Annotated in this window: 16 protein-coding genes and 1 riboswitch; of the genes, 7 read left to right on the plus strand and 9 right to left on the minus strand. The window is 75.6% G+C overall.

The annotated features are described in order from the left end of the window. Positions 1–555: 555 nt before the first annotated feature. Together lnt and ACH4SL_RS25825 are read left to right on the plus strand one after the other, a co-directional pair. Complete coding sequence (gene lnt, locus ACH4SL_RS25820) at positions 556–2,235, plus strand: apolipoprotein N-acyltransferase (protein WP_398449662.1); 1,680 nt, start codon at positions 556–558, stop codon at positions 2,233–2,235. After that, a complete protein-coding gene (locus tag ACH4SL_RS25825) occupies positions 2,232–3,125 on the plus strand; it encodes a polyprenol monophosphomannose synthase (RefSeq protein ID WP_398449519.1) in 894 nt (297 codons plus the stop codon). The genes lnt and ACH4SL_RS25825 overlap by 4 nt, the downstream gene beginning before the upstream one ends. A gap of 22 nt (positions 3,126–3,147) precedes the next feature. Here ACH4SL_RS25825 and ACH4SL_RS25830 read toward each other — a convergent pair whose 3' ends face one another. Then, a complete protein-coding gene (locus ACH4SL_RS25830; protein ID WP_398449521.1) occupies positions 3,148–3,927 on the minus strand; it encodes a hypothetical protein in 780 nt (259 codons plus the stop codon). A 91-nt stretch (positions 3,928–4,018) separates the two neighbouring features. Between ACH4SL_RS25830 and fxsA the strand changes: the two genes are divergently transcribed. After that, positions 4,019–4,630, plus strand: coding sequence for an FxsA family membrane protein (gene fxsA / locus ACH4SL_RS25835; RefSeq protein WP_398449524.1), 612 nt, complete (start codon positions 4,019–4,021; stop codon positions 4,628–4,630). 213 nt (positions 4,631–4,843) lie between these two features. Here fxsA and ACH4SL_RS25840 read toward each other — a convergent pair whose 3' ends face one another. Further along, complete coding sequence (locus tag ACH4SL_RS25840) at positions 4,844–5,218, minus strand: RNA polymerase-binding protein RbpA (RefSeq protein ID WP_031517570.1); 375 nt, start codon at positions 5,216–5,218, stop codon at positions 4,844–4,846. Between the two features lie 257 nt (positions 5,219–5,475). Next, positions 5,476–6,102: a YitT family protein gene (locus tag ACH4SL_RS25845; protein WP_398449664.1), complete on the minus strand. Its 627-nt coding sequence runs from the start codon at positions 6,100–6,102 to the stop codon at positions 5,476–5,478. A 184-nt stretch (positions 6,103–6,286) separates the two neighbouring features. On the opposite strand from ACH4SL_RS25845, the gene ACH4SL_RS25850 reads away from it, so the two are divergent. After that, a complete protein-coding gene (locus ACH4SL_RS25850; RefSeq protein WP_398449526.1) occupies positions 6,287–7,777 on the plus strand; it encodes a PLP-dependent aminotransferase family protein in 1,491 nt (496 codons plus the stop codon). A 252-nt stretch (positions 7,778–8,029) separates the two neighbouring features. On the opposite strand, the gene ACH4SL_RS25855 is transcribed toward ACH4SL_RS25850, so the two are convergent. Both ACH4SL_RS25855 and ACH4SL_RS25860 read right to left on the minus strand, forming a co-directional pair. Next, a complete protein-coding gene (locus tag ACH4SL_RS25855) occupies positions 8,030–9,622 on the minus strand; it encodes a hypothetical protein (RefSeq protein WP_398449528.1) in 1,593 nt (530 codons plus the stop codon). A 107-nt stretch (positions 9,623–9,729) separates the two neighbouring features. Further along, complete coding sequence (locus ACH4SL_RS25860; protein WP_031517563.1) at positions 9,730–9,924, minus strand: hypothetical protein; 195 nt, start codon at positions 9,922–9,924, stop codon at positions 9,730–9,732. A 235-nt stretch (positions 9,925–10,159) separates the two neighbouring features. Between ACH4SL_RS25860 and ACH4SL_RS25865 the strand changes: the two genes are divergently transcribed. From ACH4SL_RS25865 to ACH4SL_RS25875, 3 genes are all read left to right on the plus strand, one after another. Continuing rightward, complete coding sequence (locus ACH4SL_RS25865; RefSeq protein WP_398449530.1) at positions 10,160–10,801, plus strand: uridine kinase; 642 nt, start codon at positions 10,160–10,162, stop codon at positions 10,799–10,801. A gap of 62 nt (positions 10,802–10,863) precedes the next feature. Continuing rightward, positions 10,864–11,880, plus strand: a complete 1,017-nt coding sequence (locus ACH4SL_RS25870; protein ID WP_398449532.1) for a GNAT family N-acetyltransferase — start codon at positions 10,864–10,866, stop codon at positions 11,878–11,880. Between the two features lie 382 nt (positions 11,881–12,262). Further along, positions 12,263–12,452, plus strand: a riboswitch (cyclic di-AMP (ydaO/yuaA leader). 3 nt (positions 12,453–12,455) lie between these two features. Beyond that, positions 12,456–13,322, plus strand: coding sequence for a peptidoglycan DD-metalloendopeptidase family protein (locus tag ACH4SL_RS25875; protein ID WP_398449534.1), 867 nt, complete (start codon positions 12,456–12,458; stop codon positions 13,320–13,322). An 84-nt stretch (positions 13,323–13,406) separates the two neighbouring features. On the opposite strand, the gene ACH4SL_RS25880 is transcribed toward ACH4SL_RS25875, so the two are convergent. The 4 genes from ACH4SL_RS25880 to ACH4SL_RS25895 all read right to left on the minus strand — a co-directional run bounded on the left by ACH4SL_RS25880 (position 13,407) and on the right by ACH4SL_RS25895 (position 20,229). Further along, complete coding sequence (locus tag ACH4SL_RS25880; protein ID WP_398449536.1) at positions 13,407–16,631, minus strand: AAA family ATPase; 3,225 nt, start codon at positions 16,629–16,631, stop codon at positions 13,407–13,409. Positions 16,632–16,640: 9 nt separating this feature from the next. Further along, entirely contained in the window at positions 16,641–17,441 is an 801-nt protein-coding gene (locus ACH4SL_RS25885) for a phytanoyl-CoA dioxygenase family protein (RefSeq protein WP_398449538.1), read from the minus strand. A 65-nt stretch (positions 17,442–17,506) separates the two neighbouring features. Continuing rightward, the gene (gene rho / locus ACH4SL_RS25890; protein ID WP_398449540.1) at positions 17,507–18,652 is read right to left on the minus strand and encodes a transcription termination factor Rho; all 1,146 of its coding nucleotides are present in this window, start codon (positions 18,650–18,652) and stop codon (positions 17,507–17,509) included. Positions 18,653–18,993: 341 nt separating this feature from the next. Next, entirely contained in the window at positions 18,994–20,229 is a 1,236-nt protein-coding gene (locus ACH4SL_RS25895) for a D-alanyl-D-alanine carboxypeptidase family protein (RefSeq protein WP_398449542.1), read from the minus strand. Positions 20,230–20,278: the final 49 nt, after the last annotated feature.

Genomic DNA, 20,278 nt, shown 5'->3' on the forward strand with positions numbered 1-20,278 from the left:
GCCGCACGTGCACGCCGCCACTGGCAGCCAGGTCCAGCGCGCACGACGCGGAACGCGGCTCGCCAGTGGGCCTCTCCGCCCGTGAGGGTCAGGAGGGTGAGCACCGCCCGGTCGGCAGGTGGGACCCGGGAAGGGCCCGGACGCCCAGTAGACAACGGCCTCGGCGGACGCGCAGCCAGCGCGCCCCGGGTCGGCCCGAAGGGTGTCCGGGCCCGTTCCGCAGCGGTGCGCTCCGCGCGGGCGGGGCTGGGACTTTGGGCCTGACAGGTTGAGGTGGGAAGCTTTGCCCACCTGCGGCCCGCCCGGACGCCATCCCGGGGTACGGTCGCCTTCACCACGTCTCCACCTGCGAGGAAGGCCGCGATCGTGCGCCTGCGCCCCGAAGCCGCGAGCGCGGCGCCCCCGGCGGAGTCCGGCGCGCCCGAACCCGCCGCCGCTCCCCCTGCGAGCGCCGCGCCGGAGCCCGCGCGCCCCCCGGCGGACGACACCGCGAACGCGCCGGACAGCGCGCCCGAGGCGGCTGCGACGTCCGGGTCCCGTCCGGCCCCGGACACCGTGCCGGACGCGGCCGAGGCGCCCGCGACGTACGAGCCCCGTCCGGTCCCGGACACCGCCCCGGACACCTCGCCGGACGCCGCCGAGGCGCCCGAGGCCCGCCCCACCCGGCGGCGCCGCTTCGCCGCGCTCGTCCGGCGGATGTGGCGCAGCAGCGCGGTCGCCGCGGCCGCGGGGCTCGCGCTGGCCGCGGCCTTCCCGCCGTACGACGTGTGGCCGCTCTCGCTCGCGGCCGTCGCCGCCTTCACGCTGCTGATGCGCGGCCGGACGGTGCGCCAGGGCGCCTGGCTGGGCTTCGCCTTCGGGCTGCCGTTCTTCATCTGGCTGCTCCAGTGGCTGCACACCGTCGGCTGGGACGCCGTGGTCGGGCTCTCGGTCATCGAGGCGTGCTTCCTCGCCGCGCTGGGCGCGTTCATGGTGCCGGCCGTACGGCTGCCGGGCTGGCCGGCGTGGGCCGCGTGCCTGTGGGTGACCGAGGAGCTGGCCCGCGACCGGCTGCCCTTCGGCGGCTTCCCGTGGGGGCGGCTGGCCTTCGCCAACACCGGCTCGCCCTTCACCCCGCTGGCCGCGCTCGGCGGCGCGCCGCTGGTGTCCTTCGCGGTGGCCCTGAGCGGCACGCTGCTGGCCGCCGCGGCCCTCGCGCTGGTCCGGCTGCGTCCGGAGCCGCGCAGCGCCCGTACCGCCCTTTCCGCGGCCGGCGCGCTCGTGCTGTCGGCCGCGGTGCTGCTCGCCGGGCTGCTGGTGCCCGTGCCGACGGATGCCGAGGACCATGTGCGCATCGCCGTCGTGCAGGGCAACGTGCAGCAGCCGGGCATGCACTTCCTGGGCCGCCCGATGATGATCCTGGACAACCACGTCAAGGCCACCCTCCAGCTCGCCGCCGACATCAAGGCGGGCAAGGTGCCCAAGCCGGACCTCGTGCTGTGGCCGGAGAACTCCTCCGACCTCGACCCGTTCAGCCACCCGGCCGCGTACGACAAGATCACCGAGGCCGTGCAGGCGGTCGGCGTCCCCGTCCTGGTCGGGGTGCTGGTGGACGGCCCCGACGCGGACCACGTGCAGAACGAGGGCATCGTCTGGGACCCGGTGAAGGGCCCGGGCGCGCACTACACCAAGCAGCACCCGGTGCCGTTCGGCGAGTACGTGCCCTTCCGCAAGGAGCTGACCAAGGTCATCAGCCGGCTCGACGAGATCCCGCGCGACTTCTACCCCGGCAAGACCACCGGGGTGCTGCAGATCGGCCCGGCCCGGCTCGGCGACGTGATCTGCTTCGAGGTCGCCTACGACGGCATCGTGCGCGACACCGTGAACGCCGGCGCCCGCGCCCTCGTCGTCCAGACCAACAACGCCACCTACGGCGAGACGGGCCAGCCCGAGCAGCAGCTCGCGATGTCCAGGCTGCGCGCGATCGAGCACGGCCGGGCCGTCGTCACCGCCGCGACCAGCGGAATCAGCGCGATCGTCGCTCCTGATGGCAAGATCGAGCAGCGCAGCAAGGAATTCACGCAGACGGTGCTCAACGCCGACATCCCGCTGCGCGACGGCACGACGCTGGCCGATCGCGTCGGTGCGGCACCCGAGTGGACTCTCGCTATGGTGGGGCTCCTGTCCTGTGCGGCTGCCGTCGCGCTCGGCAGGCGCGAGCGCACCCGCACGGCGAAAGGGCAAGAGCAGCAGTGAACGACGGCGAGCAGCGGACCTTCGGCCCGCTGGGCAAGGTCCTGGTCATCATCCCGACCTACAACGAGGCCGAGAACGTCGTGCCGATCGTGCGGCGGGTGCGGGCCGCGGTGCCGGAGGCCGAGATCCTCGTCGCCGACGACAACAGCCCCGACGGCACCGGCAAGCTCGCCGACGAGCTGTCCGCCGCCGACCCCGCGGTGCACGTCATGCACCGCAAGGGCAAGGAGGGCCTGGGCGCCGCCTACCTCGCGGGCTTCCGCTGGGGCATCGACCACGGGTTCGACGTCCTGGTCGAGATGGACGCCGACGGCTCCCACCAGCCCGAGGAGCTGCCGCGGCTGCTCACCGCGCTCAAGAGCGCCGACCTGGTGCTGGGCTCGCGCTGGATCCCCGGCGGCCGGGTCGTGAACTGGCCCAAGAGCCGCGAGTACATCTCCCGCGGCGGCAGCACGTACTCCCGGCTGATGCTCGGGGTGACGCTGCGGGACGTGACGGGCGGCTACCGCGCTTTCCGCAAGGAGACGCTGCTGGGCCTCGGCATGGACGACGTGGCGTCGGCCGGGTACTGCTTCCAGGTCGACCTGGCCTGGCGCGCGGTCAAGGCGGGCTTCCACGTCATCGAGGTGCCGATCACCTTCGTCGAGCGGGAGCGCGGCGACAGCAAGATGAGCCGCAACATCGTTGCCGAAGCGTTCCTGCGGGTCACCGCGTGGGGCGTCAGCTCGCGCGCCGGGCAGCTCACCGGCCGCAAGCCCGACACCGGCGCCCCGGCCGCCCCCGCCGCCGAGCGGCCCGCGGAGGGTACGGGCGCGGTCTCCGTGCCCGAGCAGGCGGCACCGGCCGAGGCCGAGACGGCCGAGAGCGCCGCCGAACGGGAGTCGCACTAGCGGCTGCGCCCGCCGCGGTCGGCTAGTGGAGGATGTTCACCGCCCGCGCGACCACCAGCACCACGGTCAGCAGCGACACCGCGGACTGCGCCAGCATCAGCGCCTTCGCCCACCGCGTCAGCGGCATGACGTCGGTCGGGCTGAAGGCGGTGGAGTTGGTGTACGACAGGTAGAAGTAGTCGAAGAAGGCCGGTTCCCAGTGCGCGGGCGCCATCTCCGGCACCTGCATCTGGACGAAGAGGAAGTCCGGCACGTCCCGCTCGCCCTGCGCACGGGCGGCGGGCCCGCCGCGGTCCAGCTCCCAGTACAGCAGCCCGAAGATCACGATGTTGATCAGCCAGATCGCCCCGCCGGTCAGCAGCAGCGGGCCCGCGGAGGAGCCCTCGGTGCCCCGTACGAGGCCCGCGACGAGCCGCACGGCCCCGTAGGCGTTCGCGCCGCCGATCGCGAGCGTGAGGGCCAGTTCCAGCACGCGGTACGTCCGCGAGGAGCGCTCGATGCGGTGCGGGTTGCCCGCGACCAGCGCGACCAGCAGCGCCAGCTCCACGACCGGCATCAGCCACCGCGGGTGCACCGCGAGCCGCGCGGGCAGCGCGAACTGGATCACGACGACGGCCAGCACCGTCGACGTGGAGGCCCACCGCGGCTCCCCGCGGGTGACCCTCCGCCAGGCCGGCAGGTGCGCCGCGGCCGACCCGTCCGTCGTGGGCCCTTCGGCGGCCGCCGCCGCGCGCTCCGGCGGCGGTACGGGGGCGGACGCCGGCTGCGGCTCGGGCTGCGGGTCGGGCGGGGTGCTCGTCACGCCGCACATCGTGGCGGCGCGGCGGCCCCGCCGTCCATCGCGCACGGGGGGACCGACCCGGGCTTTACCTGCTCTTTGGCACACTTGAGCTATGACGACGAGTTCCTCGCGCCCGGTCCCTCCGCAGCCCGGGCAGCAGCCGCCGGGGCAGCCGCGGCGGCGCTCCCGCGCCCGTACCGTGGTGCCCCTGGCGGTGGCGGCCTGGGCCGTGCTGGAGATCTGGCTGATGACGGTGGTGGCGTCGGCCACCAGCGGCCTCGTCGTGCTGCTGTGCCTCATCGCGGGCTTCGTGCTGGGCGCCGCGGCCGTCAAGCGCGCCGGGCGCAGCGCCTGGCGGAATCTGACGGCCACGGTGCAGGTGCCCGACGGCAGGCCGGGTGAGGGTTCCCCGGTGCCGCCGCCCGGCAGCGGCGGGCGCACGGGTCTGCACATGCTCGGCGGGCTGCTGCTGATGATCCCCGGCTTCCTCTCGGACGCCGTGGCCCTGCTGCTGCTCTTCCCGCCGACCCGGCGACTCGTCGGGGCGCTCGCCGAACGCCTGGCGCGCCGCTCGCTGCGGCGCCACCCGGACGCCGGACCCGGTTCGATCAGCGACCTCTTCCGGCAGGCACAGCAGGCGCAGCAGGCCGGTGACCAGGCGCGGATGCGCCGCCCGGACGGCAAGGTCATCCAGGGCGAGGTCATCGACCACCACGACCGCTGAACCGCCACGTCCCGGGGGCGTGGCGGTCGGCGGAGGTGTGAGCAGGCTCACGCGGGAACGCGTACGCGCCCGCCCGGTCGGGGCCGCCCGTCCGCGGACGGGCGGCCCCGGGGGCGGACACACGACCGCCCGGCCGGGGGACGCGGCATCGCGTCCCGCGCCGGGCGGGGGGTCCGGAGGCACCCCGGGTCGTGTCCCGGGGTATCGGTCGGGTCAGGCGGTCTTGCGGTTGTCTCGCGGGTGCACCGCGATGTTCATGGCGCCGGAGCGCAGCACGGCCAGCCGCTCGGCCAGCACTTCCTCCAGCTCTTCGAGCGTGCGCCGCTCCATGAGCATGTCCCAGTGCGTGCGCGCGGGCTTGGTCGTCTTCTCTTCCGGGCCTTCGCCGTCCACCAGCAGCGCGGTCTGGCCGCAGGCGCGGCATTCCCACTCCGGCGGAATCTCGGCCTCGACCGAAAACGGCATCTCGAATCGATGGCCGTTCCGGCATGCGTACTCAACGGTCTGGCGCGGGGCCAGATCGATGCCGCGGTCGGTCTCGTAGCTGGTGGCCCCGAGTCGCGTGCCGCGGAGAGCTCGCTCACTCATGAATCGTGCCTCCCGGGCTTTGGTCGCCCACAGGACAGGTGTCGCTGTCGTCGTCATCCGGTCAACGTCCGGTCGGCGGTGAAGATTCCCGAAGTGGGAGATGCGTCGCCCGTCGTGTCGCCCCTGTTTGTACCCGCCGATGCCCGTTTTGTCACATCCGGGACAAGATGTCACCCGGCATTGTCATATCTTTTGCGTGCAGTAACGGTCAAGCCGGAGGGCCAACCGCGTACACTACCTGTCCGCGTGCCCGGGGGCTAAATCGTGTCCGCCATCAAGCGTTCCCGCGCGGCGGACCCGGCCGCTGCGGCGGAGGGTTCCGTACCCGGCTCCAGGCCGCCGAAAACGCGCAGGAAGAACTGCGCCAGCGGCCCTATCGCCAGCGCGTAGAGCACCGTCCCCACGCCCACGCCGCCGCCCAGGACGAAGCCGACCGCCAGCACCGTCAGCTCGATCGCGGTCCTGATCAGCCGCAGCGAGCGGCCCGTCCTGCGGTGCAGCCCGGTCATCAGGCCGTCGCGCGGGCCGGGCCCGAAGCGGGCGGCGATGTACAGGCCGGTCGCGACCCCGTTGCCGGCCACCGCGCCCACCAGCAGCGGGATGCGCCCGCCGAGCGCCTCGACGTGCGGCACCAGCGCGAGGGTCACGTCGATCGCGCCGCCGACCAGGAAGACGTTGGAGACCGTGCCGAGGCCGGGCCGCTGCCGGATCGGCCACCACAGCAGCAGCACCACCGCGCCGACGATGATCGAGACGTTGCCGATGGAGATCCCGGTGTGCCGGGACAGTCCCTGGTGGAAGACATCCCACGGGTCCAGCCCGAGATCCGCGCGGATCATCAGCCCGTCCGTCACGCCGTACAGCAGCAGCCCGGCGTACAGCATGACGAGGCGGGCCACCGGCAGCGGGCCGCGGCCCGCCACGAGCCGCCCGAGCCGGGACGGAGGAAACAGGCGTACAGGTGACAACGGAGCCCCCCGGATGGTGGTCATACGGACACGCATGACACTCTGTGGCTCGTAAGGGGAGCTTCTCCAGGGCCAATTCGCGGAAGGTGGACTGAATTCCATGTCGCAGTGGACCGCGTCGGTGAGTGCCGCGCATCTGGCCAGGCTGCTGTCGCCCGGGCCGCAGGCGTCCGCCGGCGGACGGCGGCTCCCCGCCTACCGCGGGCTCGCCGACGGGGTGCGGCTGCTCGTCCTGGAGGGCCGCGTCCAGGTCGCCGCCCGGCTGCCGGCCGAGCGCGAGCTGGCCCTCGCGCTGGGGGTGAGCCGGACCACGGTCGCGGCCGCGTACGAGGCGCTGCGCGCCGAGGGCTTCGCGCGCTCGCGGCGCGGCGCCGGAAGCTGGACCGCGATCCCCGACGGGCACGTACTGCCCACCCGCGGCCTGGAGCCCCTCCCGCCGGACGCGGCGGGCTCCGTCATCGACCTCGGCTGCGCCGCGCTCCCGGCACCCGAACCGTGGCTCACCCAGTCCATGGAGGGCGCCCTCGCCGAGCTGCCCGCCTACGCCGCCACCCACGGCGACTTCCCCGCCGGTCTGCCCGTGCTGCGCGAGGCCATCGCCGATCGCTACACCGCGCGCGGTGTGCCGACCATGCCCGAGCAGATCATGGTCACCACCGGGGCGATGGGCGCGATCGGCGCCACCGCCCGCCGTGTCGCCGGGCACGGCGAGCGCGTCGCCGTCGAGTCGCCGAGCTACGCGAACGTCCTGGAGCTCTTCCGCGAGACCGGCGCCCGGCTCGTCCCCGTCGCCCTGCGCGAAGGGCTCGGCGGCTGGGACATGGCCGCGTGGCGCCGCGTGCTGCGGGACGCCGCCCCCCGGATGGCGTACGTCATGCCCGACTACCACAACCCCACCGGCACGCTCGTCGGCGACGACGAGCGGCGCGAGCTGGTCGAGGCCGCCCGCGCCGCCGGGACGGTCGTCGTCGCCGACGAGACGATGGCCGAGCTGACCCTGGACGGCGACGAGCCCGGCGTGCGCCCGATGGCCGCCTTCGACCGCGGCGGCACCGTCATGACCGTGGGCTCCGCGAGCAAGGCGGTGTGGGCGGGGCTGCGCATCGGCTGGGTCCGCTCCACGCCCGACGTCGTCCGCCAACTGGTCTCCGCGCGCGCCTACCTCGACCTCGGCTCGCCGGTCGTCGACCAGCTCGCCGTCGCCTGGCTGCTGCGCGGCGGCGGCTGGGACCAGGCGCTCGCCACGCGGCGGCTGCGCGCCCGCGAATGCCGCGACGACCTCGCGGCGGCGCTGCGCGAGCACACGCCGGACTGGGACTTCACCGTCCCGCGCGGCGGTATGACGATGTGGGTCCGCACGGGTGACGTGTCCGGCTCCCGGGTCGCCGTCGCGGGCGAGCGCCTCGGCGTACGGGTCCCGTCCGGCCCGCGCTTCGGGGTGGACGGGGCGTTCGAGTCCTACGTCCGCATCCCCTTCACGGTGAGCGGCCCCACCGCGCGCGAGGCTGCGGCTCGGCTTGCCGCCGCTGCCACCGTCGTCCGCTCGGGGGGCGCCCCGGACGCGGACCCTACGGGGTTGTTCGTGGCCTGAGCGATCCGCTGCGCGGGGCGGTGCGTGTTTTCGGCTGCGGCCGCGGCGCCCTTGCGCAGGGCGGTGCTTATCAGGGGCGCGGGGAACTGCGCGAGCAACCACCCACCGGCCGGTGGTCCGGTACGGACCGAACTGCCCCTTCGGGCCGGTGACTACCCGCGCCCCGGTGGGGGCTGAGCGCGCAGTTCCCCGCGCCCCTAAAAACGCTCGCCCGGCGCCGCAGGCGCCAGCTCCCCGCGCCGCAGGGGCGGCCTAGGTCAGGTCCGCGACCGTGCGGATGACGTCCTTGCGGAGGGAGGGGGCCGCGGGTTCCGGGGCCGGGTCCGAGGTGGGGGCGGGGGCGGCGCCCGGGAGGAGGGTGAGGACGGCCTCGCGGTGAGCGGCCGCGCTCTCCTCGTCGTACGGGTCGGGCGCCGCCGGGACCTGGAGGCGCAGGACGGGCCCGGTGCCGAGCCGCGCGTACCCCCGGCCGGGCGGGACGTCCGCCGCCGGCGTGGACCCCGGCGCCGCGCCGAGCACCGCCTCGACGTGCTCGGACGCCAGCCGTCCGAGCACGACCCGCGCGCGGGTGTGGGCGACGACGACGGGCGCGAGCCCCTCCGTCGCGTCGAGCTGGTCGGCGACGGCCACCGCGACGTTCGCGGCGCGCCCGTGCCGCAGCGGCACGTCGAGCAGCAGCTGCGGATCGGGGCGGCCCTCGGCGAGGGCGAGCTGGGTGAGGGCGGTGGGCCGGTCGACGAGGATCCACAGCGGGCGCCGCGCGTCGTCCTCGACCGGGCGGCCCTCCTGCCGCGCGCGGTTGACGGCGACGAGCCGCCGCTCCGTCTCGTGCGCGGCCCATTCGAGCGTGGCGGCGGCGCCGAGTACGCCGTCCTCGACGGCGAGCACGCCGGGCCGCCCGGTCAGGAACGCGTACTCACCGGCGCCGCTGCCGTCCACCACGACGACGTCGCCGCCGGTCAGCGCCTGGAGCGCGACGCAGCGCAGCAGGCCGGTGGTGCCGGTGCCGGGCTGGCCGAGGGCGAGCAGATGCGGCTCGGTGGAGCGGGCGCCGGTGCGCCACAGCACGGGCGGCGCGTCGCGCGGTTCCGTGCCGTCGCCGCCGGTGACCGGCAGCGTGCGGTCCACCGCGTCCGGGTCGGTGAAGCCGAGCACCGTCTCGCCGGGCGCGGTGACGAAGCGCTGCACGGCGATGTCGGTGGCCAGCGGCGGCAGGGCGGTGAGGACGAGGCGGTTGTCCTCCTCGTTCCAGTCGAAGCGGTATTCGCGGCCGCGCCCCGCCTTGGCGTGCAGCAGCTGCTCGACGCGGGTGCGCGCGTCGGGCTCGCCGTCCGTGAAGTACGCCGGGTAGCGCAGTTCGAGCCGGACGAGTCGGCCGTCCTCGAAGTCGTAGGAGCCGAAGGCCTTCTCCCAGCCTCCGTCGTACGTGTAGAGCGGCGCGGGGTCGGCGGGGTCGGAGAGGTACGGCACCAGGGCGTCGTACAGCGCGCGCAGCCGGGCGGTCTCGGCCTCGCCGGGGCCCGCGGGGGTGCGGGCGGCGCGGTCGCGGCCCATCCAGGCGGCGGAGGCGAGCACGGCGGCCAGGGCGAGCAGCGGCCCGTACGGCATCATCACCACGACCACGACGCCCCCGGCGGCGAGCAGCAGCGCGGGGCCGCGGCGGTCCTTGGGGGTGCGGGCCCACCAGGTGCCCGCCCAGGCGGCCTGGCGGCGCATGCCGCGGCCGATGGTGATGACCGGATGCAGGACGTCCGAGGCGCCGTCGGCGGCGGTGCGCGCCAGGTCGCGGCCGCGGGCGAGCGCGGGACGGCTGGTCAGGATGCTGGGCAGGGGGCGCCTGGACACGGCTTGCTCCATGGGTGGCGGGGGAGTGCTGGGGTGCGGCGGGGGAGGGACCGCGAGCGACCCGGGAGCGGGCGCGCTCCCGGGTCCTGGGGGTGACGTCGGCAGCCCTAGATCTTGATCCCGCCCAGCAGGCTGGCCAGGCTCGCGCCGCCCGCCGTGATGCTCGGGGCGATGGCGGTGCTCGCGAGGTAGAAGCCGAAGAGCGCGCTGACGATGCCGTGGGACATCTTCAGACCGTCCTTGCGGAAGAACAGGAAGACGATGATGCCGAGCAGGACGACACCGGACATGGACAGGATCATGGGCTTTCTCCTGGGTGAGGGGGACGGTCACCATGAGTTCCTCCAGGGTCACAAAAAGTCATGGATCCCGCTCGGCGGCAGATGGGTGATTTGTAGAGAATTTCGCCCATCAGGGTGGGTTGGTCCCCGCCGGGGCGCGCGCGTGGCGCTCGTACGGCCCCGCGGCCGTCCCGCCCGATCGGGTGACGGCGGGCCCTCGCGTCCGCTCCGTGGGCGGCTCCGGCAGGATGGGCGCGTGCAGTTCACGCCGATCAGCCGGCCCCGGCTCGCCGCGGCCCTCGCCGAGAAGATCGCCGGGCAGGACCCGCCCGCGGGGCCGTGGTGGCGGGTCGCCGTGGACGGCGCGCCCGCCGCCGGCACCGCGGACCTCGCCGACGACCTCGCCGCCGCGCTGCCGCCGCTCGGCCACCGGGTGCTGCGGGTACGCGCCGCGGACTTCTGGCGGCCCGCGTCGCTGCGGCTGGAGTACGGGCACGAGGACGCCGACGCGTACTACCAGCTGTGGCTGGACACCGGCGCCCTGCGCCGGGAGGTGCTGGACCCGCTCGGCCCCGGCGGCAGCGGGCGCGCCCTGCCGTCGCTGCGCGACCCCGGCACCGACCGTTCCACCCGGGCGGACTACGTCGAGCTGCCGCCCGGCGGGGTCCTGGTGCTGGACGGCCCGCTGCTGCTCGGGCAGGGCCTGCCATTGGACCTGACGGTGCATCTGCGGCTGTCGCCGGCCGCGCTCGCCCGCCGTACGGAGGAGGCGGCGCGCTGGACGCTGCCCGCCTTCGCGCGCTACGCCGACGAGGTGCTGCCGGAGGAGACCGCCGACGTCACCGTGCGCGCCGACGACCCGCGGCATCCCGCGTGGACGGGCGGGGAGCCGGCATGAGCGTCGTGACCAGGCTCCGCCTTGCCCTCGGCGGTCGCGCCCCGCTAGCGTCCACGACCACCATGACTGTCGCCACCGCGCCGCTGACTCCCGAGCACATACCCCTGGCCGTGCAGCGTTACGACCGCTGGTTCGCCCGTGCCCGGCGCCCGCCCTCGCAGCGGTCCTGGCTGGCCGACGGACCCGTGCGCGGCGAGGACCTGCTCGGCCGGCTGCACACGGTGCCCGGCCTGGAGGCCTGCCGCGCGCTCGACGGCGACGGCAACATGATCGGCTACCTCGCCGCCCAGCCCGTCACGCTCGCCCCCGACGACCCCGCGGGCCTGCGCACCCACCCCCACTCCGCGCTCGTCCCGTACGGCGGCCACGCGCTGCCCGGCGGGCGGGAGACCGAGGTGCTGCGCTCGCTCTACGCCCGGATCGCCGAGCGGCTGGTCGCCGACCGGCGGCTGGTGCACTACGTGCAGGTGCCCGCGGGCGAGGTGGCCACCGCGCCCTGGGTAGACCTCGGCTTCGGCCGCGAGCTGGTGCACGGGCTGATGGCGGTCAAGGCCCGCGGCCGGCAGCCGCGCGGGGTGGAGGGCCTGGGCATCCGGCGTGCCGGGCCCGGCGACCTGCCGCAGATAGGGCGGATGGCCGCCGAGTCCTCCCGGCGGCAGCGCGGCACCGCGGTCTTCCAGCCGCAGCCCGAGGCCGCGCTCGCCGCGCACCGGCTGCGCTACGCCGACGCGCTCGCCGACCCGCGCTGCGGCGCCTGGATCGCCTCCCGGCGCGGCGAGGAGATCGCGATGGTCGTCATCGTCCCCGCCGCTCCGGATCCGGTGATACCCGAGTCGTGCGTCGAGCTGGCCGAGGCGTACGTGGAGCCGTCGGCGCGCGGTGAGGGCATCAGCCGGGTGCTGCTGGCCACCGCGCTGGCCTGGGCGTACGACAACGGACACCGCTACATGTCGGCCCGCTGGCACTCCTCCTCGCCGCTGGCGGCGGGCCACTGGCCCGCGGTCGGCTTCCGGCCGGTCGCCTACCGGCTCAGCAGGACGCTGGACGCGCGGATCGGCGGGGCGCCGGGGACGTTCTGACCCCCCATCGGCGACTAAAGGTGCGAAAGTTGCATAAGCCTGCATATCGGACATTTCACGGTGATGTGGATCACGCCGGGCGAATCGTGTGTCCGGTGTCACCCGCCGAACACGGTCCGCTCCCGGCCCGCGCACCCGCTGTTCCCGCCGCGGGTCGAATGTTGCGGTGGGTACGCGGCCGGTCCGCGGACGGTGACGGGCGCGGGTACGTACCGGATCGTACGGGTGGCGCGCTGTGACCGCCGGTAAGGGTGGAATGGGGCGGCATGCCGGGTTTGCTTGCCCGGCGCTCGCGAGGTCGTTTAGCTTCGCCGTTACCGCGGGCCGGACGTCCGCGACAGCCGCCGGGCGGAACGCCGAATCCTGCCGCCGCCCGGGCGCAGCACCATCCGAGCTGCAAAGGGCAGGAGCGGGGGACCCAAGGTAAGCCGCCGTCCGGGACGTCTCCCGGCCGGCTCGGGGTGAAGCCGTGCCGTACACCCGCGCACCTGACCGGAGCGCGCACCGCGGCCGCGGCCGGGCATCTCCAGCCCGAACCCGACAGCTCACCTCGCAGGCGTAGGAGAGGAATCCCCATGCCCGCACAGGGTCAGCACCGCAAGCCCCGCTCGCTCAACCGCCTCACCCGCGTCTGCATCGTGGCCGGTACGGGCGCCGCTGCCGTGGCGATCCCGCTCGTCGGCGTCGCCCAGTCCGCGTCCGCCGCCGAGCCCGCCAAGGCCCCGGCCGCGGCGACCGCCACGGCGCACGACTACACCGTGGTCCGCGGCGACACGCTCGCGAAGATCGCCACCACGCACCACGTCAAGGGCGGCTGGAAGGCGCTCTACGACGCCAACAAGAAGGCCATCGGCGCCAACCCGTCGCTGATACGCCCCGGCCTGCACATCACGCTGGACACCACCCCGGCCGCCGCGCCCGCCGCGAAGGCGCCCGCGGTGAAGGCACCGGCCGCGAAGGCCCCCGCCAAGAAGGCCGCCCCGGTGAAGAAGGCCGCTCCGGCCGCCCCCGCCGCCGCCGCGAAGAAGGCCGACACCGGCTGGACCAAGCCGGTCGGCGACGCCGCCATCGGCACCGGCTACAAGACCGGCGGCAGCATGTGGTCCTCCGGCCACCACACCGGCGTCGACTTCCTCGTCTGGAGCGGCACCCCGGTCCACTCGGTGGCCGCCGGCACCGTCGTCCACGCGGGCGCGGACGGCGCCTACGGCAACGACGTGATCATCAAGCACGCGGACGGCAAGTACACCCTGTACGGCCACCTGACGCGCCCGGTGGTCTCGGTCGGCCAGACCGTCACCGAGGGCCAGGAGATCGGCATCTCCGGCGCCACCGGCAACGTCACCGGCCCGCACCTGCACTTCGAGGTGCGCACCACGCCGGACTACGGCTCCGACATCGACCCGGTCGCCTACCTGGCGTCGCACGGCGTCACCGTCTGAGCCACCGCCCGAGCGGCACGACCCCCGGTGCCCGTCCGGTCCTCGCGACCGGGCGGGCACCCGCGTGTCTCCCCCCCCCCCGTGTCACGCCTGCCCGAACAGCCCGGCCAGCTCGCCCCGGGAGGCCACACCGAGCTTCGGGTACGCCTTGTACAGGTGGTAGCCGACGGTCCGCGGGCTCAGGAACAGCCGGGCCGCGATGTCCTTGTTCGACAGGCCCTCCGCCGCCAGCCGGACGATCTGCGATTCCTGCGGTGTGAGCCCCGCCTCCGCGTCCACCGGCGCCGCCTCCCGGCCGGCCTCCGGCAGTGTCCCGCCCGCCGCGCCCAGCTCGCCGCGCGCCCGCTCCGCCCACGGGGCCGCGCCGAGCCGCTCGAAGACGTCCAGTGCGGTGCGCAGCCTGACCCGGGCCTCGTTCTTGCGGCGCGCCCGGCGCAGCCACTCCCCGTACAGCAGGCCGGTGCGGGCCGACTCCATCGCCCGCCGGTGCGGGTCGTGCGCGTCGAGCGCGGCGAGGTAGTACGCCTCCGCGTCCGCCTCCGGCGCGCGCAGCGCCCGGCAGCGCGCCACCAGCGCCGCCGCCCAGCTCTGCCCGGACCGCGCCGCCCACTCCTCGAACCGCGCGAAGGACGCGTCCGCGCGCTCCGGCACCCCGAGCCGCACCGCCGCCTCCACCAGGTCCGGCACGCTGCGGGTGGCCGATATGTGGTGCCGCACCGACTCCTCGCCGAGCAGCGCCAGCTGCTCCAGCGCCGCCTGCGCCCGGCCGCGGCCCAGCTCCAGCAGCCCCTGCGACCAGTACGCCCACGGGGCGCCCGGCGCCATCGCCGTGCCCGAGCCGCCCGCGAGCGCCGCGTCCACCCGGCGGCGGCACTCGTCCTGGTCGCCGCGCATCGCCGCGACGTACGCGAGCGCGCTGCTGAGCTGGCTCACCCACTGCCGCTGCCCGGTGTCCGCCGCGATCCGCAGCGCCTCCCGGGCGGTCGCCGCCGCGTCGTCGAAACGCGCGTCGAAGATCTCCGCCTCGGCCCGGAAGAACAGCACCGTCGTGAGGCGCCCGACCCCGCCGCTCTCCCGGCCCTCCGCCGCGAGCACCGTGGTCAGCTCGTGCGCCTGCACGTCCTGGCCGAGCGTCAGGCCCACCCCGCACAGCATCACCAGATGCCCGGGATCGACCCGCCCGCCGTGCGCCGCCCGCGCCGCGGCCGCCGCCGCGCCGAGGTCCGGCGGTACGCGCCCGGCCGAGCCCGGCCCCAGTGCGGCGACCAGGAAGGCGGCGACGGGCAGCACGGGCGCGTCCGGCGGCAGCCCCAGCGCGTCCAGCCGCGCGAGGGTGTCGGTGACCACGTCGCCGCCCAGATACCACGCGGTGTGCGTGGCCTGCACGAGCATCCGCGCCGCGCGCTGCGGATCCCCCTCGGCGGCCAGCGCCGCCCCCTCGGTCAGCAGCCGGTGCGCACCGGGGAAGTCCCCCTCCAGGAAGTCCGCGAGCCCCCGCACGTGCAACGTCCGCGCGACGGCGAGCTGTTCGGCTCCGCCTGAGGGGAAGGCACCCTCGGGCCTGCCGCCCGGCCCGGCGGCACGCGGGGCCAGGGCACTCCCGGGCGCGCTGCCCGAGGCGGCGTGCGGGCCGCCGTCCGGGCCGCTGCCGTGCGGGCGCTGTACGGGTGCGGCTGCCTCCCCCGGGCCGCCGGTCCCGGCGCCGCCGCCCGGGCCGCTGCCGTGCGGGCGCCGTACGGGTGCGGCTGCCTCTCCCAGGCCGTCGGTCCCTGGGGCGCCGTCCGGGCCGCTGCCGTACGGGTGCTGCTCCGATGCGGATGGCTCCTGCGGGCTGCGGGCGTCCGCGTCGGTCCCGGCGCCGCCGCCCGGGCCGGCGCCGTGTAGGTGCCGTGCAGGTGCGGGTGCCTCTCCCCGGCCGTCGGTCTCCGGGGCGCCGTACGGGCCCTGCACCGGTGCCGCTTCCTCCCGTGGGGCGGCGGCCGTGGCGGTCAGGCGTGTCGCCAGGCGGGCGGCCTCGTCGGCGAAGGCGCGGGCGCGGGGGATCTCGCCCGCTTCGGAGGCGGATTCCGCGGCGAGGAGCAGGCGGCGCAGGCGGGCCGGCGGGTCGGTGCTCAGCCGGGCCGCGCGGTCGTACGCGGCCGCGGCCGCGGTGTGGCCGCTGCGTTCGCGCGCGCGGCCCGCGGTGCGTTCCAGCGCGGCGGCCGCCGCCTCGTCGGGGCCGGTCGCGGCGGCCGCGAGGTGCCAGGCGCGGTGGTCGGCGTCGCGCTCGGGGTCGGCCGCGGCGGCCAGCGCGCGGTGCGCGGCCAGCCGCTCGGGCAGGGAGGCCCGCTGGTGGATCGCGGCCCGCACGAGCGGATGCCGGAAGCGCAGCAGCGTGCCGTCCACCGTGACGAGCCCGGCGTCCTGCGCGGGCGGGAGGTCCGGGACACCCGCGCCCAGCTCGCCCGCCGCCCGCAGGACCGTACCCAGCTCGCCGGTGTGGTCGGCGGCGGCCACCAGCAGCAGCGTCTGGGTGGCCCGCGGCAGATGGCTGACCCGGCCGTGGAAGGCCAGCTGCAGGCGGCTGGTCAGCGGCAGCGCGCCCGGCCCGGCCACCGCGCTCCCGGCGTCCCGCAGTCCCGCCGGGAGCTCCAGCAGCGCCAGCGGATTGCCCTGCGCCTCCGCCAGCACCCGGCGGCGCAGCCCCTCCGCCATCGGGTCCTCCCGGCCCGAGGGCCCGGAGCGCTCGGCGAGCAGCGCCAGCGCCGCCGCCTCGTCCAGCGGCGCGGGGCGCAGCTCGGGCAGGCCCGGCGCGGGGAAGGCACCCTCGCCGTCGCGCGCCGCGAAGACCATGGCGACGCCCTCCGCGTCCAGCCGCCGCGCCGCGAAGAGCAGCGCGTCGGCGGACGCCCGGTCCAGCCACTGGGCGTCGTCCACGACGCACAGCAGCGGCCCGTCGCCCGCGTGCTCCGACAGCAGCGACAGCACCGCCAGGCCGACGAACATCGGTTCGACGGGGCCCGGTTCGACACCGCCGAGCCCGAACGCCGCCCGCAGCGCCCGCCGTTGCGGCTCCGGCAGCGCGCCGTCCGCGCCCATCGCCGTACGCAGCAGCAACTGCAGCCCGGCGAAGGGCAGTTCCGCCTCGAACTCGACGCCCGAGCCGCGTACCACCGTCATGTCCGCGGCCTGGCCCACCGCGTGCTCCAGCAGCGCGGTCTTGCCGATGCCCGCCTCGCCGCGCAGCACCAGCACCCCGCTGCGCCCGTCCCGTGCCCCGTCCAGCAGGCCGCGCAGCGCCGCGGCCTCCCCGTCCCGTCCGTACAGCATGATCAGACGCTAGCCGACGTCCGCGGCGCGCAGCCCGCGGCGTATCGCCAGCTCCACCGGCGAGTACGCCCCGTCGGCGCGCTCCAGCTCCAGCGGCACGGCGGGGTGGAGCGGCGGCTGGGCGAGGAAGCGCGGCGCGGCGCCGTGGTTCGGCTGCGCGGCGTGCACGAGGAAGGGGTGGCACAGGAAGACGTCGCCCGCCCGGCCGGTGGCGAGCGCCACCGGGCGGTGGTCGGAGGCGGCCACCATCGCCGGTGCGCCCCGCAGCATCGACACGCCCGTCTCGCCGTACGGGGCGAGCACCCGCGGGATGTCGAGATGGGAGCCGACGCGGATCCGGGTCGGCGCGTTGTCCTCGGTGACGTCGGTGAAGAGGAACAGCATCAGCAGTGCGCGGTCCCGCGAACGCAGGTTGGAGAAATGCCAGCTCTCGCCCGCGGGCAGGTAGCCGCCGTCGATGTGCCAGCCCGCGTCGTCCGGTTCCTCCGGGTGCGGGAAGCGCAGCGGGAAGGAGCCGAGCGACGGCCGCGGCACCCACCGTCCGGGCCCGACCAGCAGGTCGAACGCGGCATGCAGGACAGGGGTGTTGGCCGCGGCGACGAAGGGCGGCTGGGGCATGTTGCCCACCCAGTGCACCGGCTTCGTCCACGTCGCAGGATCGGCCGGGTCGAAGCCGGTCTCCTGCCACAGCAGGTCGGCGCACGCGCGGGCGGTCGGAGCGTCGAAGGCCCCCTCGATCTTCACGAAGCCGTCCCGCAGGAAGTCCTCGACCAGCGCCTCACCCCCGGACGCGGGGTCACTCGTGTCCATGCTGCCGATCATCACCGCCGCCGCGCCGCGCGGTCCAGCGGATTTCCGCCGGGCTCAGGCCGGGCTCAGGCCGGGCGCGGGACGGTGCCCTGCACCTGGTGCAGGAAGGACGCGTTGTCGGGCGTGTGCCGCATCCGGTCCAGCAGCACATCGAGGGCGGAGTGCGCGTCGCGCCCGTGCAGCGCCTGCCGCAGGCCGTGCACCACCGGCAACTCCCGCGGCGGCAGCAGCAGTTCCTCGCGCCGGGTGCCGGACGAGAGGATGTCGACCGCCGGGAAGACCCGCCGCTCGGCGAGCGTACGGTCCAGGTGCAGCTCCATGTTGCCGGTGCCCTTCAGCTCCTCGTAGAAGAAGCTGTCGGCGCGCGAACCGGTGTCGACCAGCGCGGTGGCCAGGATCGTCAGCGACCCGGCCTCCTCGGTCCGCCGCGCCGCGCCGAAGAGCCGCTTCGGCCCGTGCAGCGCGGCCGCGTCCACCCCGCCGGAGAGCGTACGGCCGCTGTGCGCCGCCGCGTTGTTGTGCGCCCGGCACAGCCGGGTCAGCGAATCCAGCAGGATCACCACGTCCTGCCCCAGCTCCACCAGCCGCTTGGCCCGCTCCACCGCCAGCTCCGCGAGCGCGATGTGCTCCTTCGGCGGCCGGTCGAAGGTCGAGGACAGCACCTCGCCGCGCACCCCGCGCCGCATGTCGGTGACCTCCTCGGGCCGCTCGTCCAGCAGCACCACCATCAGCACGCACTCCGGGTGGTTGGCGGCGATCGCGGCCGCGACGTTCTGCAGCAGCACCGTCTTGCCCGCCTTGGGCTGCGCCACGATCAGCCCGCGCTGGCCCTTGCCGACCGGCGCGAAGAGGTCCATGAGCCGCCCGGACATCGCGCCCGAGCCGCGCAGCAACGGGCTTTCCAGGCGCAGCCGTTCGCGCGGGTGCAGCGGTGTCAGGTCGGCGAAGTGCGGTCGGGGCGCGCCCGCGGGCCGCCCGTTGACGAGCTGGATCTCGGTGAGCGCGCCGGGCTTGCCGGGCAGCCCGGTCACCAGGTCGCCGCGGCGCAGCCCGGCCGCGCGGATCCGGTCGGCGGGGACGTGCAGGTCGCCGGGCGCGGGGTGCAGCCCGGGGGAGCGGAGGCGGCCCTGGCCGCCCTGGATGTCGAGGACGCCCGTCACGGGGGCGGCCGTCTCGGGCCGTACGTCCGGCCGTTCGAGAGTGCGGGGCATGTACGTCGTCCTTTCGCGGACGGAAGCGGGGAAGCGGGGGAGGAGCGGGAGGGGGATGCGGCGCGAGCGGGATCGTCACGCTCCGCGAACCGCGGACATCACCCGGCGGCCCGTACCGAGGCCTGTCACCTGGGCGTCGAGGGCGAACCGGCGCGGACGCGCCCTGCGCGACCGCGGAGGGGAACCACCGGACCGGCGAACCGCCGGACGGGAACTGAAACCAGCACCGGCGCCGCGAAAAGGCGGCACAGAGAAGTGCTAAGGGCACTGTAGCACGCGGCGCCGTCGGCGGGCCGCAGGCGTACGGGCCCAGGCGTACGGGGGCCTCCGCGTACGGGGCGTCAGCGGCCGCGGCCGTTGCCCGCCTTGCGGCGCAGCAGCAGGACGGAGCCGGCCGCGAGCACCGCCAGGCCGCCGCCGACGTACCAGGCCCGCGCCGAGGTGTTGTCGTGCGCGGGGGAGGAGTGCTCGGCCGGTGCGGGGTGCGGCGCCTGCCGGGCCGGTACCGGGACCGACGCGGCCACGCTCTTGAGGTGGTAGGCGGTCGGCGCGGAGTTCAGGGTGCCGACCGAGGTGGTGTGCCCGGCGGCGGCGAAGCCCCAGTCCAGCAGTTTGCCGGCCTCGGTGTAGACCGCCTGCGGCAGGCCGGACTGCGGGTTCATGACGGTCACGATGAGCGTGCGACCGTCCCGCTTGGCGGCGGCGACCAGGGTGTTGCCCGCGTTGGTGGTGTAGCCGTTCTTCACACCGATCAGCCCCGGGTACGGGTGCACGCCCTGGGCACCGGTCAGCAGCCGGTTGGTGTTCTGGATGCCGAACTCCTTGATGTAGTCGCCCTGCGCGTCGTAGCCGCCGGGGAATTCCGCGGACGCCGTCGAGGCGTACGAGGCGAAGTCGTGGTTCGCCAGCCCCGCGCGTGCGAAGACCGCCAGGTCGTACGCGGACGAGACCTGGCCCGGGTTGTCGTAGCCGTCCGGCGAGACGACGTGCGTGTCGTCGGCCCCGAGCATGCGCGCCTTGGCCTGCATCTGGGACACCGTCCGCTCGACGGAGCCGTTCATGTGCGCCAGGACGTGCACGGCGTCATTGCCCGACGCGAGGAAGACCCCGCGCCACAGGTCGGCCACGGTGTACGTCTGCCCCGGCTGCACCCCCACCAGGCTGCTGCCCTCGCCGATGCCCAGCAGATCCTCGTCGGTGACCTTGTGCGTCTCGGCCGCCGGGAAGCGGGGGAGCACGGTCAGCGCGAAGAGCGTCTTGAGGGTCGAGGCGGGCGGCAGCTCGCGGTGCGCGTTCCTGGCGGCGAGCACCTGGCCGGTGCGGGCGTCGGAGACCGTCCACGACAGCGCGGAGATGCCGTCCGGCAGCTCGGGGGCGCCGTCCTGGAGGTCGACGTGCGTGCCGGGCTCGGCCAGCAGCGCACCGCCGACCGCCTGGCTCGGGCTGCCGTCGCCCGTCCCGCCGGTCGCGGCGCCCGCGGGGGCGGCGGGGGCCGCGAACACGGCGAGGCAGCAGCCCGCGCCGAGCGCTGCGGCGACGCGGTGCGGGACACGGGGGGCTGCGCGGCGGTTGCTCATATGTTCACCGTATGAACGCCAATGCCTTCGCGGCGCGATGACCAGGCCC

This window comes from Streptomyces sp. NPDC021020 (genome assembly GCF_044333285.1).
Lineage (GTDB): Bacteria > Actinomycetota > Actinomycetes > Streptomycetales > Streptomycetaceae > Actinacidiphila.